The sequence below is a fragment of the Pontixanthobacter rizhaonensis genome, assembly GCF_012972675.1.
Classification (GTDB): domain Bacteria; phylum Pseudomonadota; class Alphaproteobacteria; order Sphingomonadales; family Sphingomonadaceae; genus Pontixanthobacter; species Pontixanthobacter rizhaonensis.
On record NZ_JABCRE010000003.1, the window covers coordinates 280,852 to 294,507 of the forward strand.

Sequence of the window (13,656 nt, forward strand, 5' to 3'; positions counted from 1 at the left end):
TTTCGCATGATCAAAAAGCTGCTTATCGCCAATCGCGGCGAGATTGCCTGCCGCATTATCCGCACCGCTCGCACAATGGGCGTGGCGACGGTTGCGGTCTATTCCGATGCTGATGCCAAGGCGCTGCACGTCCGCCAGGCGGATGAGGCTGTGCATATCGGCCCCTCACCCGCAGCGGAAAGCTATCTGGTGGGCGAGAAAATCATCGCCGCGGCCAAGCAAACCGGCGCGGAAGCAATTCATCCGGGATACGGCTTCCTGTCCGAGAATGCGGACTTTGCGCAGGCCGTGCAGGATGCGGGGCTGATCTGGGTCGGGCCTAACCCCGACAGTATTCGCGCGATGGGTTTGAAAGACTCGGCCAAGGAATTGATGCAAGCGGCGGGCGTCCCCGTGACTCCTGGCTATTTGGGAGACGACCAATCGGTAGAGCGCCTGGAAAAAGAGGCTGACGCCATCGGCTATCCGGTGCTGATTAAGGCGGTTGCTGGCGGCGGCGGCAAGGGTATGCGCAAAGTCGATGCTGCGCAGCATTTTGAGGCTGATCTGGAAAGCTGCCGGCGCGAGGCGAAGGCCAGTTTCGGCAATGATCACGTGCTGCTGGAAAAATGGATCACCAGTCCGCGCCATATCGAGGTGCAGGTTTTCGGTGATAGTCACGGCACTGTCGTCCATTTGTTTGAACGCGATTGTTCGCTGCAACGCCGCCACCAGAAAGTGATCGAAGAAGCGCCCGCACCGGGCATGGATGCTGCAACGCGCGAAGAAATATGCTGCGCAGCAATTCGTGCAGCAAAAGCGGTCGATTATGTTGGCGCAGGCACGATCGAATTTATCGCCGATGCCAGCGAAGGCCTACGCGCAGATCGCATCTTCTTCATGGAAATGAACACGCGGCTTCAGGTTGAACATCCAGTGACTGAGGAGATTACCGGGGTCGATCTAGTGGAGTGGCAATTGCGTGTCGCGAGCGGTGAGCCAATTCCGCTTAAGCAGGACGAAATCCAGATCAACGGCCATGCGATAGAAGCGCGGCTCTATGCGGAAGATCCTGCCAAGGGATTTTTGCCGAGTACGGGGCGGTTGGAAGAGTTAGTACTGGATCAGACAGTCGCGAGAATTGAAACAGGTGTCATGGCTGGAGATACGGTTTCCCCATTCTACGACCCGATGATCGCAAAAATTGTCATATTCCAACCAACGCGGCGGCAAGCAATCAATGCGCTAAAATTGGCTTTGGATGAGAGCATCGTTTTCCCGGTAAAAACCAATAAGGGTTTTCTGTTTGAATGCCTTGACCATCCCGAATTTGCGGCTGGCAATCTAGACACAGGCATGATCGAGCGTGAGGGCGAGGCTCTCCTACCCAAAACACAACCTAGCCAACAAGCGGCGGACGCTGCGGGTTGGCGGTTGCGTGCCGATCAATTTGACTGGGACGCGCCCACACACAGCCTGTTGGACCGCAACCTATACGGCTTCAGGCTCAACACGCGGCCACAGACCACTGTCAATTTGTGGAGCAGCGAAGCATATTATTCAGCCCAAACCGAAAGCATCGGCAATCTCGCCAGTTTCGGCAATCGCGACCACACCGTACTGGTAACTGAACGGGGCCAAGATTGGCATTTCACTCCGCATCCTGATCGGGGAACGGGCTCTGCCTCCGCCGCCGACGGCGCAATCCTTTCTCCCATGCCGGGCAAAGTCATCGCGGTCGATGTGGCTGAGGGTGACAGCGTCACTGCCGGACAACGCCTGATGGTGCTTGAAGCGATGAAGATGGAGCACGCGCTTACTGCTCCGTTTGACGGGATTGTGGCCGAGCTTAACGCCAGCGAAGGCGGGCAGGTTCAGGTCGAGGCAGTGCTGTGTGTGGTGGAGCCTTCCGAATAAGCCCCTACCCCCAGCCCGATTTCGTCACCCTGAACTTGTTTCAGGGTCCATTTCGCCCCATGATCCACAGCACAAAACCGAAGAACGGATGCTGGAAGCGAAACTGCCCAAGGGTCGATCAGTTCAGCATAACAGGAGCGATGTGTTGAGCTGGGAAAAAGAACTCGAAGAACTCCGCCAGCGCGAAGCCTTTGCCGAACAGATGGGCGGCGAGGAAAAAGTCGCTCGCCAACATTCGCGCGGCAAGATGGATGCGCGGGCGCGGCTTGCGGCGCTGTGCGATGAAGGGTCCTTCCGCGAAATTGGCAAGATCGCTGGCAAGGGCGAATATGATGCCGATGGCGAATTGCAAAGCGTGCTCCCCCCACCCTTTCTATTCGGTAAAGCCACCGTGCATGGCCGCCCCGTTGTCGCGACAGCAGATGATTTCACCATTCGCGGCGGCGCGGCCGATGCCGGGATCAAGCGCAAAATGGTGCAAGCCGAACGGATGGCGCATGAGCTGAAACTGCCGCTGATCCGTATGATTGACGGGACCGGCGGCGGCGGGTCGGTCAAAACGCTGGAGCAGATCGGCGCAACCTATATTCCTGCTGTTCCGGGCTGGGGGGATGTGGTCACCAACCTCGACACTGTGCCGGTGGTGGCATTGGCATTGGGCCCAACCGCCGGTCTTGGCGCGGCGCGGATTGTTGCCAGCCATTATTCCATCATGGTGCGCGGATTATCGCAGATCTTCGCTGCGGGTCCGGCGGTGGTCGATGGTTTGGGTGCAAGCTACAAAAGCGCCGCCGATCACCAACAGGCCAAGGAAGACCTTGGCGGCAGCGACATTCACACGCGCAACGGTGTGGTCGATGATGAAGTGGCAAGCGAAGCGGAGGCGTTTGCGCGCGCGCGCCATTTCCTCAGCTTCATGCCCGAATATACCGGCCAACACGCACGCCGCACCGAATGCACCGACCCGCGCGACCGGCGCGAAGAAGCGCTACTCAGCCTGGTTCCGCGTGATCCCAAGCAAGTCTATTCGATGCGCCGCTGCATGGATATGCTGTTCGATACAGGCACAGTGTTTGAAATGGGCAAAAATTGGGGCCGCGCCGCGATTACCGCCTTTGCGCGGCTTGATGGTTGGCCGGTAGCGGTCGTCGCCAGCGACCCCAGCTTCTTGGGCGGATCATGGGAAGCCAAGACATCGGAAAAGGTCGAACGCTTTGTCAAACTGGCCGATCAATTCCGCCTGCCGATTGTGCATCTGGTCGACAATCCCGGCTTTATGATCGGGCGCGAGGCGGAAATGGCGGGCACGATCCGCTACGGCGTGCAAGCGATGAACGCGATCTACAAAGCCACTGTTCCGCTGGCCACCATCGTGATGCGCCGGGCATACGGCATTGCGGGCAGCGCGATGAGCAATGCCGAGCGTCATCAGTACCGCTATTGCTGGCCCAGCGGGGATTGGGGCTCGCTCCCCATCGCGGGCGGGCTTGAGGTTGCCTATAAATCTGAAATCGCAGCGTCGGATGATCCGGCAGCAGAATTGGAAGCGGTCAAAGCCCGGCTGGACAAGGTGACATCGCCCTTCCGCAGCGCGGAGCTGTTCAATGTCGAAGATATTATCGACCCGCGTGACACACGGCCATTATTATGTGAATTTGCTGATCTTGCGTGGCGGCGTTTGGAAGCCGATGCTTAGCCCGGCTTTCCGGAATTAACCCGCCGGAACAGTTTGCCACGCTCGCTAAACAGTACCATTATCAGCGCCAATATTGAACAGCTGAGCATAGCCAAGGCGAGCGGCAAAGCGGTGCCATCATACAGATTGCCAATATAGCTGCCGAGCACCGCACCGGTGATCATCCGCAAGCTGGTTTGCGCAGAGGACGCCGCGCCCGCAATGTGGAAGAATGGCTGCATCGCGATCGAGCCAAAGTTCGCCCCGATAAAGCCCATCGTCGCCATCGCGAGACTGAGCAGAGGGACAAATTCCCACAATGTCTGATCAGGCCTGCTGGACGACCATACTTGAACACAGCTTATCAGAAGGAATGCGATAAGCGCTGTGTGGCTCACCCGCCGCGCGCCGAAGCGTTCAACAATTCGCGAATTGGTGAAATTGGCCGCGACCATGCCCAGAACCGCCGCACCAAAGATCAAGGCAAAGTAATTGCCCGCGCCAAAGCTTTCACCGATCAATTGCTGGCTGGAATTCAGGAAGCCAAACAGCGATCCAAATACCAGCGCACTGCCGATCACATAACCGATGGAATCGCGCCGTGTCAGCGCAGTGCCCATATTGACCAGTATTGTTCGCACATTGATATCCTGCGCGTTTTCCGGCGCGAGAGATTCCGGCAGGCGCAGCCATACCCAGCCGCCCACTATCAAACTCATCACCGCCATCGCGCCAAATATCCACCGCCAGCTTGCCACCAGCAAGATAAGCTGGCCAATGCCGGGCGCGATGATCGGAACGACCAGGAAGATCATCATAATCAGGCTCATCATCCGCGCCATCCGGTCTCCGCCGACCTTGTCGCGAACAATTGCGGCGGGGACTACGCTGAGCGATGCAGCGCCAAGCCCTTGCGCCAGCCGAAAACCGATTAGTGTCCAGAAATCTGTCGCGAGCGCGCAGGCGACCGACAGGACAAAATAACAGGTAAGGCCAAAGAACAGCACTGGCCGCCGGCCAAACTTATCGGCAAACGCTCCGGGGAAAAATGCCCCGATGCCCGCCCCCAGAAAATAGGCGCCGATCACCATCTGCCGGTCATTCCCGCCAGCACCAAAACCGCTGGCAATATCACCTAAGGCTGGCAGCATCGCATCAATGCCGAACGCCTGCAAACTCATCAACAGCGCCATCAGCACGATCAGTTCGCGCTCACCCAAAGGGGGTGTCTCAGGCTTGGTGGCAGGGCTCATGACCGCCCCTTGCGCGTTTGGTTAATGAAATGCCAGCGGCAATTTCTATCGTACAATCGCTGCGCAGTTTCACCGCAGCGCAATTCAGACTATCATCCATTGGTGAGCAGCACAGCCGATCAATGGGAAACAGAACGCGAAAGCGCTGACGAAGCCGATGGACTGCGCAAGATCATCCATGTCGATATGGATGCATTCTTCGCCAGTGTGGAGCAGCGCGACCACCCTGAATTACGCGGCAAACCGGTCGCTGTTGGCGGCAGCGGTGGGCGCGGCGTGGTTGCCGCTGCCAGTTACGAGGCGCGCAAATTCGGGGTGCGCTCAGCAATGCCTTCCGTCACGGCCAAACGCCTCTGTCCCGATCTGATCTTCGTAAGGCACCGGTTCGATGCCTACCGCGAAGCATCGCAAACCATCCGCGACATTTTCCGCCATTTCACGCCGCATGTCGAACCCCTCAGCCTGGATGAAGCCTATCTTGATGTGACCGATGATTTGCGCGGTATCGGCAGCGCGACACGGATTGCAGAACTGATCCGCGCGAGGATTAAGAAAGAAACTAAACTGACGGCTAGCGCCGGGGTCAGTTACAACAAATTTATCGCGAAACTCGCCAGCGACCAGAATAAGCCGGATGGTATTTGCGTTATCAAACCGGGTGACGGCGCCCGGTTTGTGGCCGCTCTGCCCGTCCGCCGGTTTCACGGTGTTGGCCCCAAAGGCGCAGAGAAAATGGCCAAGCTCGGCATTGCAACCGGCGCAGATTTGGCCGCCAAAGATATAGATTTCATGCGCGCTCATTTCGGTAGTCTGGCTGATTATCTATACCGGGCCGCGCGCGGCATTGACCTGCGGCCCGTACGCGCAAACCGCGTCCGCAAATCGGTGGGCGGGGAACGGACCTATCGCGAAGACATCTCCAGCGGAGCAGCGCTGCGCGAGGCGATGGATAGTATCATTGATATTGTTTGGGACCGGATTGAGCGGGCCGAAGCCAAAGGCCGCACTGTCACCTTGAAGATGAAATATACCGACTTCACGCAAATCACGCGCGCCCGATCACTGGCCGAGAATGTCTCTGACAAAAGCGAGTTCGGCCAGTTAGGCCACGCCTTGCTGGAAGAATTGCTGCCATTGCCGATGCCCATCCGCCTGATGGGCCTGACGCTGTCCAACCTGGAAGGTGCGGAACGGGACGAACCCGCCCCGGATACCGCGCAATTGTCGCTGCTTTAAGTTGAGCGTTTGAGACTATCGCGCCACAGATCAAGACGCCGCCGGGTGATGACACCCAAGGGTTCTGGCAAAGAATGCGCCGGAAAGAATTTGGCTTCCACAATTTCGCGCTGATCGGGCACCGGTACCGCATCAATCATTGTGGTAAAAACGTGTGCGATATGCGGCGATCCGGAAATCTCCTCTGCCATAGTGCCCAATCGGGTCATCACCGTTGCCTCGCAGCCAATTTCTTCGCGCAGCTCGCGAAATGCGGCGGCCTCTGGCGCTTCATTCCGGTCAAGCCCGCCGCCCAGCAGGCCCCAACCCTTTGGCCCGTAACTATGGCGCAGCAACAAAACTTCGCCACGCGGATTGGTCACAATGACAGTGCATCCCTCTATCTTTTGCTTGCGCCATACCCGCCAGAAATGTCGCACATTATGCGCGGCCGGCAATAATAGCCGGTGCAATGGTGCGGGGATCAAGTGAAGCAATGGACCGGCTGTTTAGCTGTGCCCAGCAACCGGGCAATGGGAAGGTCATGGTGGCCAGCGGCAGCGGCATCAAATACCGCCCGCTTATCATCCCCCCTAATTACGAACAGCAGGCTGTCGGACCGTATCAAGGCGGGTATCGTCAGGGTAATCCGGTCAAATGGTGCCTCTGGCGGTAAGGGATCGGGCGTCAAACGGCGCACCATCAGCGGATCATCGCTTTGCGGATCGGTATTGGGAAACAATGAAGCGATATGGCCATCCGCGCCCATTCCCAACCACGCCAGCGCAAAATGTGGCGGCACGGCATTTTCAGTCAGCGTTACCACCTGTGCGCCGACAGGCTCCAATAAGCTGCGGATTTTGCCCGTATTGCTGGCCGGGTGATCTTCCGGCACGATTCTGTCATCGCCGGGCCAGACAGAGATTTGGGTCCAGTCGAGATCCGACCGGGCCAGCTCTTCCAAGATCGGGAAAGGGGTCGAACCACCGGGAACCGTAATGGCTATTGGTCCGCCAGCCTCTGTCATAGCTGCCTCTAATCGCGCTTTGATCCAGTCAGCGATCGCGGCGCTATCTGCGCCGGCTTGGGTGGTGATATCTGCCATACAAGATGCATAGCAAAAAGCCCGCCCCGGCGCAGTGCCAAAGCGGGCTTTTTCACAAGAGTACGTATGCGTACTTACTTCAAAGTTTGCGTCAGGAACCAGACCCGCTGTTCTGCCATGTCGGTCCAATCGTCGAGCAAGCCGTCTGTGGCATTGTCACCCGCATTTTCCGCAAGGGATTTTAGGCCTTTCAGTCGCTTGACCATATTGGCATTATCATCGCGCAGTTCCTCCAACATCGCTTCCGCACTCAGCGTTGCATCATCTTGGTCTTTGACCTGCGTGTTCTGTGCGACAGACCCGATTGAAGTGAGAGTGTTCCGGCCCAGCTTGCGCACCCGTTCTCCGATCACGTCGATTTGGTCGCGGATTTCGATAGCCTGTTCGTCAAACAACAAATGCAGGTCGCGAAAGCGTGGGCCTGCCACGTGCCAGTGAAAGTTCTTGGTCTTGAAAAAGAGCGCCAAATGGTCTGCGAGCAATGCATTGAGTTCGCTTGCCAATGCGGTTGTAGAATTATCGCCTGTATCGGCCATGATATGTTTCCTCCAAAGTGTGTGTCTGAAGGTAAAACGGGTGACAGGGATTAATGTTTCGAGAGTTTAGCGATTAACACTGATCGCTTTTGGCGATCATCCAACTATGCCCCGCGCGCTCAAGCCGACATAAATACCCACGATCAGAATAATCGCGGCGAGCACCCTGCGGATAAGCTTGAGTGGCAGTATTACCGGCAGGTCCTCTGCCATTGTCCAGCCAGCTGCGATGGCAATCATACCGCCAAGCGCTCCGCCCGCCGCGGCGAACCAGGGCGTCCCTGTGGATGCGGCAAACGCGAAAATCAGAAAGCGGGAACCATCACCCAACTGGCGCGCCAGCATCACAATTGCCGTTGCCCCCAGCGAGTATGTCGGCTCCTTCGGCGGTTTGACTTTCACCGGCCAAGCCAATTCAAACGCTGCGGCAAACAGGGCAAATGCGACCAGCATGGTTTTGCCCGCGCTGGGCAAGATTGATGCGATATATTGGCCCGACAACGCCATTGCGGCAGCTGTGATAACTGCGATGATACAGCCCACAACCAGCAAGCCCAAACGCCCGCCTTGCCGGGCAGACAGATCAGCCATCAGCAATTGATCCCGTCCGCCAAAGCTGGTGAGCGCGACTGCAACAAGGGCGAGGAAAAAGGCTGGCATGACTTCCGCCTTAAGCCGTCTTAGCAGCTATGCAAGCAGGCGTAGCTCCATTCGCAGAGCTTAGGTCACGGAAGCTTAGGTCACCAAACCCAGTTCAGGAAAACCACGGCCCCTTGATCGCTAACGTTGCTGTGGGACTATAGGCGTTGACGAACAAAGTCTTGCCATCAGGGGAGAAGCACGCCCCCGCCGGTTCGGTTTGTATCCGCAGAAGACCGAGAGGATACGCCTCGCCCTGCGGTGTAACGCCGCGCAAATGGTTGGTCACAGTATCGGTGTATTGATCTTCACATACAATCAAATGGCCATTGTCCTGAACCGTAAGATTGTCGCCATAATTGAACTGATCACCCGATGTACTCTCAAAGAACAATGACAAGGCATCCGGCCCGCCATTCTTACCGGGAATAAGACGGAAAATCTGGCCAAGCTTGGCCGCGCCCCCATTGGTTGAACAGAAATACAATTCCCCGTCGCCCATGTGGATGCCCTCACCGCGCGCGATTTTCAGGCCGCCAGCTGCCGCACCGCGTATCCGCAGATCATTCTTCGGGGCTTCAGGATTGTCCAAATCAATCCACCTGACGGGATGATCGGTGCCCACTGTCATGGCCGGATTTTCCCAATTGCGCGCATCTGTGATGTCTTCTGACAGAGCCAGTGCTTGCAGTTTTCCGCCCTCTGCCAGCTTGCCCGGTACATTTGGAATAAACCGGTACAGCATCGCATCGTTCATATCTTCCGTCAGATAGACAATCCCAGTGCGCGGATCGACAGCAGCGGCTTCATGGTTGAAACGCCCCATCGCTTTAAGCGGCGCAGGGTTCACTTGGCGCCCTGCATCGGCCGGGATTTCAAACACCCAGCCGTGCTTATCCGCCAAATCGCGTTCACGCGTCCACATGGATTCTTCGCAGGTTAGCCAGCTGCCCCAAGGGGTCGTGCCGCCAGCACAATTGCGGATGGTTCCTGCCATTGAACGATATTGCTGCTCCACTTCCAGTGTCGCCGCATCCAGCACCAAGGTGGTCGTCCCGCCGGGCAGAACATTACCTTCTGCGTCGCGGCCAAACCCTTCCGAATACTCACCGCCCAAATCATGTGCAGGGCCAAGCTCATGGTTGCGGACCAGCGCAATTTTACCATTGCCGAGGTCAATGCAGCCCATGCCGTCCGCGCGGTCTGGCACGGTGCCGCCATCATCCATTGCATCGCCAAGCTTGGAAATCACGCGGTAGGAAAACCCCTGAGGTAGATCGAGCATCCCCGCAGGATCGGGAACAAGATCGCCGTAACCACCGAAGCTGGACGCGCCCGCCATACGGTTGTTGCCGGTGCCAACCGTGGTACATCCACTCGCAATCAGCGCCGCAAATGCAGACCCGGTTGCGCCCAGAAATTTGCGGCGGCTGGGTGCAATAACGGGCAGGATAGTATCACTCATCGGGTCTCTCCATTGGGAATATCCATTTGCGATAGCACGATGAAACGACCATGACACTTGCAAACAAATTTATGGAGGATGTGCACGATGAAACTCGAAGCAGGAATGGCCGCTATTGTGACAGGCGGAGCATCCGGTTTGGGCCAAGCCAGCGCGACAGCTTTGGCCGATCAGGGTCTGAAAGTGGCCATCTTCGACATCAATGAAGAAGAAGGCGAAAAGCACGCGGCCGCAATCGGCGGTACATTCCACCACGTCAATATTATGGACGAGCAATCCGTGGTGGATGGCTTCGCCGCCGCGCGCAGCGCCAACGGGCAGGAACGGGTGACTGTTCACTGCGCGATGGCCAGCAAACGCGGCAAAACGATTGGGTGGGACAAGGAAAGTGGCGCCTATAAACGCCTCTCCACAGAAGACTATGCATTTGGTGCGGAGGGCATTCTCGTATCCAGCTACCGCATTGCGTCACACTCCGCGCTCGGCATGGCAAACAGCGACCCGGTCAATGATGATGGGGAGCGCGGCGCGATCACGCTGACGGCATCCGTCGCTGCGCAAGATGGCCAGATCGGCCAAGTGATTTATGGCAGTTGCAAATCCGGGGTAAACGGATTGGTCCTGCCCATGGCGCGTGACCTGATGCAGCTCGGCATCCGGGTGAACTCTGTCATGCCAGGGATTTTTGCCACACCACTGATGCTGGGCATGAAGGACCGGAACCCGCAAATGTGGGATCAATTGAATGCATCTGTCCCGTTTCCCAAGCGCCTTGGTAATCCGGAAGAATTTGCCAGCCTAATTCTGGAAATCGCCCGAAACAGCTACATTAACGGGCATCAGTTCCGGCTTGACGGCGCCATCAGGATGCCGCCGCGCTAACCGCCATCATGACGCCGAACAGTGTGGGACCGCGCACGATAGGCTGGCTTCAGATACACCAGTCGATCTGTTGTCCCTTGCTGTTCACATGGGTCATCGTCTGGCGATTGATCACCATGCGGTCGTACAATCTACGAACCAAGTTGCTACCGGTCTTTTCAAACAAAAACGGAAAGACGCCGTGAAGCACACAGGCAGCCCCCGCCATGATCATCGGGAACCCGAAGCTGGTCGCGGCAACGAAGTGCTCCGAATATGTCTCACCTACAGATCGGGGATGGTCGGTAAAAATGTTCATTTGCGCTCCGATTTTAGATCATTTGGGCAGCAATCAAGGACAAAATAAAGGCTGTTAGCGTGGTCATAATAACCGGTCCAAAACACTGCAAGCCATGCGACAAAAGGCCGGCGAGATTTGACTTGACGGCAGCTGCGATAACCGCAAGCAGCAGCAGAATATTGGCGATCGAAATACCGCTGCTGCTGACTATCGCGGGCAAGGCAACCACGCTGTTGACGATCACCAATGCAATGAACCCGGCAATGAACCACGGCAGCCCCTGACGCAGTGTAAATGTTTGCTGAGCTCCATCCGCGGCACCTGACCTGTTGAGCACGACTGTAACAATCAACAATACTGGAACCAGCAAACTAACCCGGGAAAGCTTCACCACTGTGGCCACTTCGCCCGCATGTTCGGAGTAGGAAAATCCGCCGCCGATTGCCTGCGCCACATCATGGATAGATGCACCGATCAGGAACCCTGCTTGCGTGTCGCTCAGACCCAGAAAAGCAGCAATCGCCGGATAGAATGTCATCGCGCATGCGCTCGCAATGGTCGTACCCAGCAATACAATCGTGAAGCGTTCTTGGCTCACCCGTTTCTCACCAATGATGCTCCACAGGGCAAGAGCCGCAGATGCACCGCAAATGGCCGTGGCTCCGCCCGCCAAAAGGCCGAACAGAATATCTTGCTTAAACAACCTCGCCGCCAATAGGCCGGCAAAGATCACAGTGGCTATGATCACAACCAGCGCCAGAAACGGATAAAGGCCAAGATCGGTGATCTCGCCGATGGTGATACGCAGGCCCAACAGCACAATGCCCAAGCGCAGCAATGTTTGCGAAGCCAGATCCAGCCCCGCAGACAGCCGTTTGTCAGCGCTCACAAAATTCAGCGCCAAACCGATCAATAAGCCCATCAGAATAGCAGGCGGCCCGTAATGCTCGCTCAGCCATAATGCAGCCAAGGCTGCAACGGCAACTACCGCCAAACCCGGCAAATACGACGCGATTGTTCGGCGTTCTTTAGGCTCCGTTAGCTGCAGTTCTCCGTAGAGATCCGCCATGTAGAATTCTTCACGGGCCTGCTTCGCCATATTCTACCCCGCAGAACGGCTTGGAGCGGGTGAAGGGAATCGAACCCTCGTCGTCAGCTTGGGAAGCTGCTGCTCTACCATTGAGCTACACCCGCATTTCAAGGACTTAGCCTTACCTAGCCTCCGCGGTTTACAATACGGTTCGCGCATTCCCGCAGAGACGGCAGTTCAGATTGACCACAATAGCCTTGTCGTCAACGAGTCTTTTGCGGATTTTCTCGGCCTGTTGGTCGACCTTGGTTGGCCGCTTCCAATTCCGTAAACCTGCCAATGTTGCTCAGAAGCGATGGTCTGTAGGCGCTTTACACCAATGACATGCCGTCGAGGCTGAGCCTGCCGCAGCGCTTCTCCTCGGCAACTTTCAATCAAACGCATGGATGGTAACGATTTTACCAGTCACCTGTCCAGAACAGCAGCAAGGCCCCTATGTACAAGCCGTTACATCAGGGGTTTTGTGGTGCCGCTTAGAGGACTCGAACCTCTGACCCCATCATTACGAATGATGTGCTCTACCACCTGAGCTAAAGCGGCGCGGCGGGATCTGTTCGGGTCATGGACTGAACCCTGTACCCGCGGAATTATGGAGGCCCGAGCCGGAATCGAACCGGCGTGCACGGTTTTGCAAACCGCTGCGTCACCACTCCGCCATCGGGCCTCTGTTCCCGTGGGTGCCGAGGCACCGCATGGACGGAAGCGGCCAACTAGCCTCTCCCCACCGTCAAGGCAACATGAATCTAAGCAGAGTATGTGCGCCGTCCTGCGGAACAGAAACCGGGATCATCGGGGCTGGTATGTCATTCTCGATGCGCTATGAAACCTGCCCATGAGCGTAAACAATCTGATTGACCCGGTCACCGCCAGTGGCGGGCCTGTGACACTCCAAAATGCAGAAGGCTGGATGCAGGGACGTACCTTGTATGGAGGCGCATCGGCGCTGATTGCCTATATGTCAGCAATCCGCACATTTCCTGATCTGCCGCCGTTTCGCGCGGGACAAGTCGGCTTTGTCGCACCAATCGGCGCTGAATTTGAGATCCATAGCGAAATTGTCCGCCAAGGCCGCAACGTTGCGCAGCTGCGTAGTGAAATCCGGAGCGGCGGCCAAGTGGCGCTGACTGCCTTCTGGCTGTTTGGCACTAGCCGCGAGGCAAACGCCGTTCACCCCGCACCGTATCCGCAACCCGATCCAGGCCGGCCAGAAGATTCGCTACCCACCGATACGAGCCGGGCTCCGGAATTTCTCAAGAACAACTATGATGTCCATTACACGGCTGACCGGGCCAAAGCAGATGTACCGATCATCAGGCGTTGGACGCGTTTGAAAGAACCGTCGGGATTGGATCCCGTGGCCGAACTGATATTGATGGGTGATACTTTGCCCCCATCAGCCGCACGTATTATGCAGCGGCCTGGACCAATCAGTTCAATCAATTGGTCCTTCAACCTGCTCGATCCGCAACCGACAACCCGCGATGGTTGGTGGCTGGCAGAAACGGCAAGCGATCATGCCGATCAAGGGTATTCCAGCGAGCGGTTACGTTTGTGGAATGCCGACGGCAAACAAATGCTGTCGGGCATCCAAGCTGTGGCGATCTTTGGTTAGTAGGCGCC

The 13,656-nt window shown here is 56.9% G+C and carries 13 protein-coding genes and 3 tRNA genes; 5 read left to right on the forward strand and 11 right to left on the reverse strand.

Annotated features, from left to right (window positions below; genetic code table 11):
• Window positions 1–6 precede the first annotated feature (6 nt).
• Window positions 7–1,896, forward strand: coding sequence for an acetyl/propionyl/methylcrotonyl-CoA carboxylase subunit alpha (locus HKD42_RS09080; RefSeq protein WP_170012645.1), 1,890 nt, complete (start codon window positions 7–9; stop codon window positions 1,894–1,896).
• Window positions 1,897–2,041: 145 nt separating this feature from the next.
• The gene (locus tag HKD42_RS09085; protein WP_170012647.1) at window positions 2,042–3,592 is read left to right on the forward strand and encodes an acyl-CoA carboxylase subunit beta; all 1,551 of its coding nucleotides are present in this window, start codon (window positions 2,042–2,044) and stop codon (window positions 3,590–3,592) included.
• Here HKD42_RS09085 and HKD42_RS09090 read toward each other — a convergent pair.
• Window positions 3,589–4,824, reverse strand: a complete 1,236-nt coding sequence (locus HKD42_RS09090; RefSeq protein ID WP_170012649.1) for a multidrug effflux MFS transporter — start codon at window positions 4,822–4,824, stop codon at window positions 3,589–3,591. The genes HKD42_RS09085 and HKD42_RS09090 overlap by 4 nt on opposite strands.
• A 186-nt stretch (window positions 4,825–5,010) precedes the next feature.
• Here HKD42_RS09090 and dinB point away from each other — a divergent pair, with 186 nt between their 5' ends.
• On the forward strand, window positions 5,011–6,060 hold the full coding sequence (gene dinB, locus HKD42_RS09095) for a DNA polymerase IV (protein ID WP_484573243.1): 1,050 nt from the start codon (window positions 5,011–5,013) through the stop codon (window positions 6,058–6,060).
• On the opposite strand, the gene HKD42_RS09100 is transcribed toward dinB, so the two are convergent.
• The 5 genes from HKD42_RS09100 to HKD42_RS09120 form a co-directional block, all read right to left on the reverse strand.
• Window positions 6,057–6,422 carry an NUDIX domain-containing protein gene (locus HKD42_RS09100; RefSeq protein WP_343042292.1) on the reverse strand — a complete coding sequence of 122 codons (366 nt, stop codon included), beginning with the start codon at window positions 6,420–6,422 and terminating at the stop codon, window positions 6,057–6,059. The two genes, dinB and HKD42_RS09100, sit on opposite strands and share 4 nt — an antisense overlap.
• Window positions 6,423–6,523: 101 nt before the next feature.
• A complete protein-coding gene (locus HKD42_RS09105) occupies window positions 6,524–7,144 on the reverse strand; it encodes a 6-phosphogluconolactonase (RefSeq protein WP_170012655.1) in 621 nt (206 codons plus the stop codon).
• A gap of 74 nt (window positions 7,145–7,218) precedes the next feature.
• Window positions 7,219–7,680 carry a Dps family protein gene (locus HKD42_RS09110; RefSeq protein ID WP_170012657.1) on the reverse strand — a complete coding sequence of 154 codons (462 nt, stop codon included), beginning with the start codon at window positions 7,678–7,680 and terminating at the stop codon, window positions 7,219–7,221.
• A gap of 96 nt (window positions 7,681–7,776) precedes the next feature.
• Window positions 7,777–8,340, reverse strand: a complete 564-nt coding sequence (locus HKD42_RS09115) for a TMEM165/GDT1 family protein (RefSeq protein WP_170012659.1) — start codon at window positions 8,338–8,340, stop codon at window positions 7,777–7,779.
• Between the two features lie 94 nt (window positions 8,341–8,434).
• Window positions 8,435–9,784 (reverse strand): alkaline phosphatase PhoX, encoded by a 1,350-nt coding sequence (locus HKD42_RS09120; protein ID WP_170012661.1) that lies wholly within the window; start codon window positions 9,782–9,784, stop codon window positions 8,435–8,437.
• A gap of 87 nt (window positions 9,785–9,871) precedes the next feature.
• Here HKD42_RS09120 and HKD42_RS09125 point away from each other — a divergent pair, with 87 nt between their 5' ends.
• The gene (locus HKD42_RS09125; RefSeq protein WP_170012663.1) at window positions 9,872–10,666 is read left to right on the forward strand and encodes an SDR family oxidoreductase; all 795 of its coding nucleotides are present in this window, start codon (window positions 9,872–9,874) and stop codon (window positions 10,664–10,666) included.
• 49 nt (window positions 10,667–10,715) lie between these two features.
• Here HKD42_RS09125 and HKD42_RS09130 read toward each other — a convergent pair whose 3' ends face one another.
• From HKD42_RS09130 to HKD42_RS09150, 5 genes are all read right to left on the reverse strand, one after another.
• Window positions 10,716–10,964, reverse strand: a complete 249-nt coding sequence (locus tag HKD42_RS09130; RefSeq protein ID WP_170012665.1) for a DUF6356 family protein — start codon at window positions 10,962–10,964, stop codon at window positions 10,716–10,718.
• Between the two features lie 13 nt (window positions 10,965–10,977).
• Entirely contained in the window at window positions 10,978–12,045 is a 1,068-nt protein-coding gene (locus tag HKD42_RS09135; protein WP_170012667.1) for a YeiH family protein, read from the reverse strand.
• A 21-nt stretch (window positions 12,046–12,066) separates the two neighbouring features.
• A tRNA-Gly gene (locus HKD42_RS09140) sits at window positions 12,067–12,140 on the reverse strand.
• 360 nt (window positions 12,141–12,500) lie between these two features.
• A tRNA-Thr gene (locus tag HKD42_RS09145) sits at window positions 12,501–12,576 on the reverse strand.
• Between the two features lie 50 nt (window positions 12,577–12,626).
• Window positions 12,627–12,700, reverse strand: a tRNA-Cys gene (locus tag HKD42_RS09150).
• A 168-nt stretch (window positions 12,701–12,868) separates the two neighbouring features.
• Here HKD42_RS09150 and HKD42_RS09155 point away from each other — a divergent pair.
• On the forward strand, window positions 12,869–13,648 hold the full coding sequence (locus HKD42_RS09155) for an acyl-CoA thioesterase (protein WP_170012669.1): 780 nt from the start codon (window positions 12,869–12,871) through the stop codon (window positions 13,646–13,648).
• Window positions 13,649–13,656 lie beyond the last annotated feature (8 nt).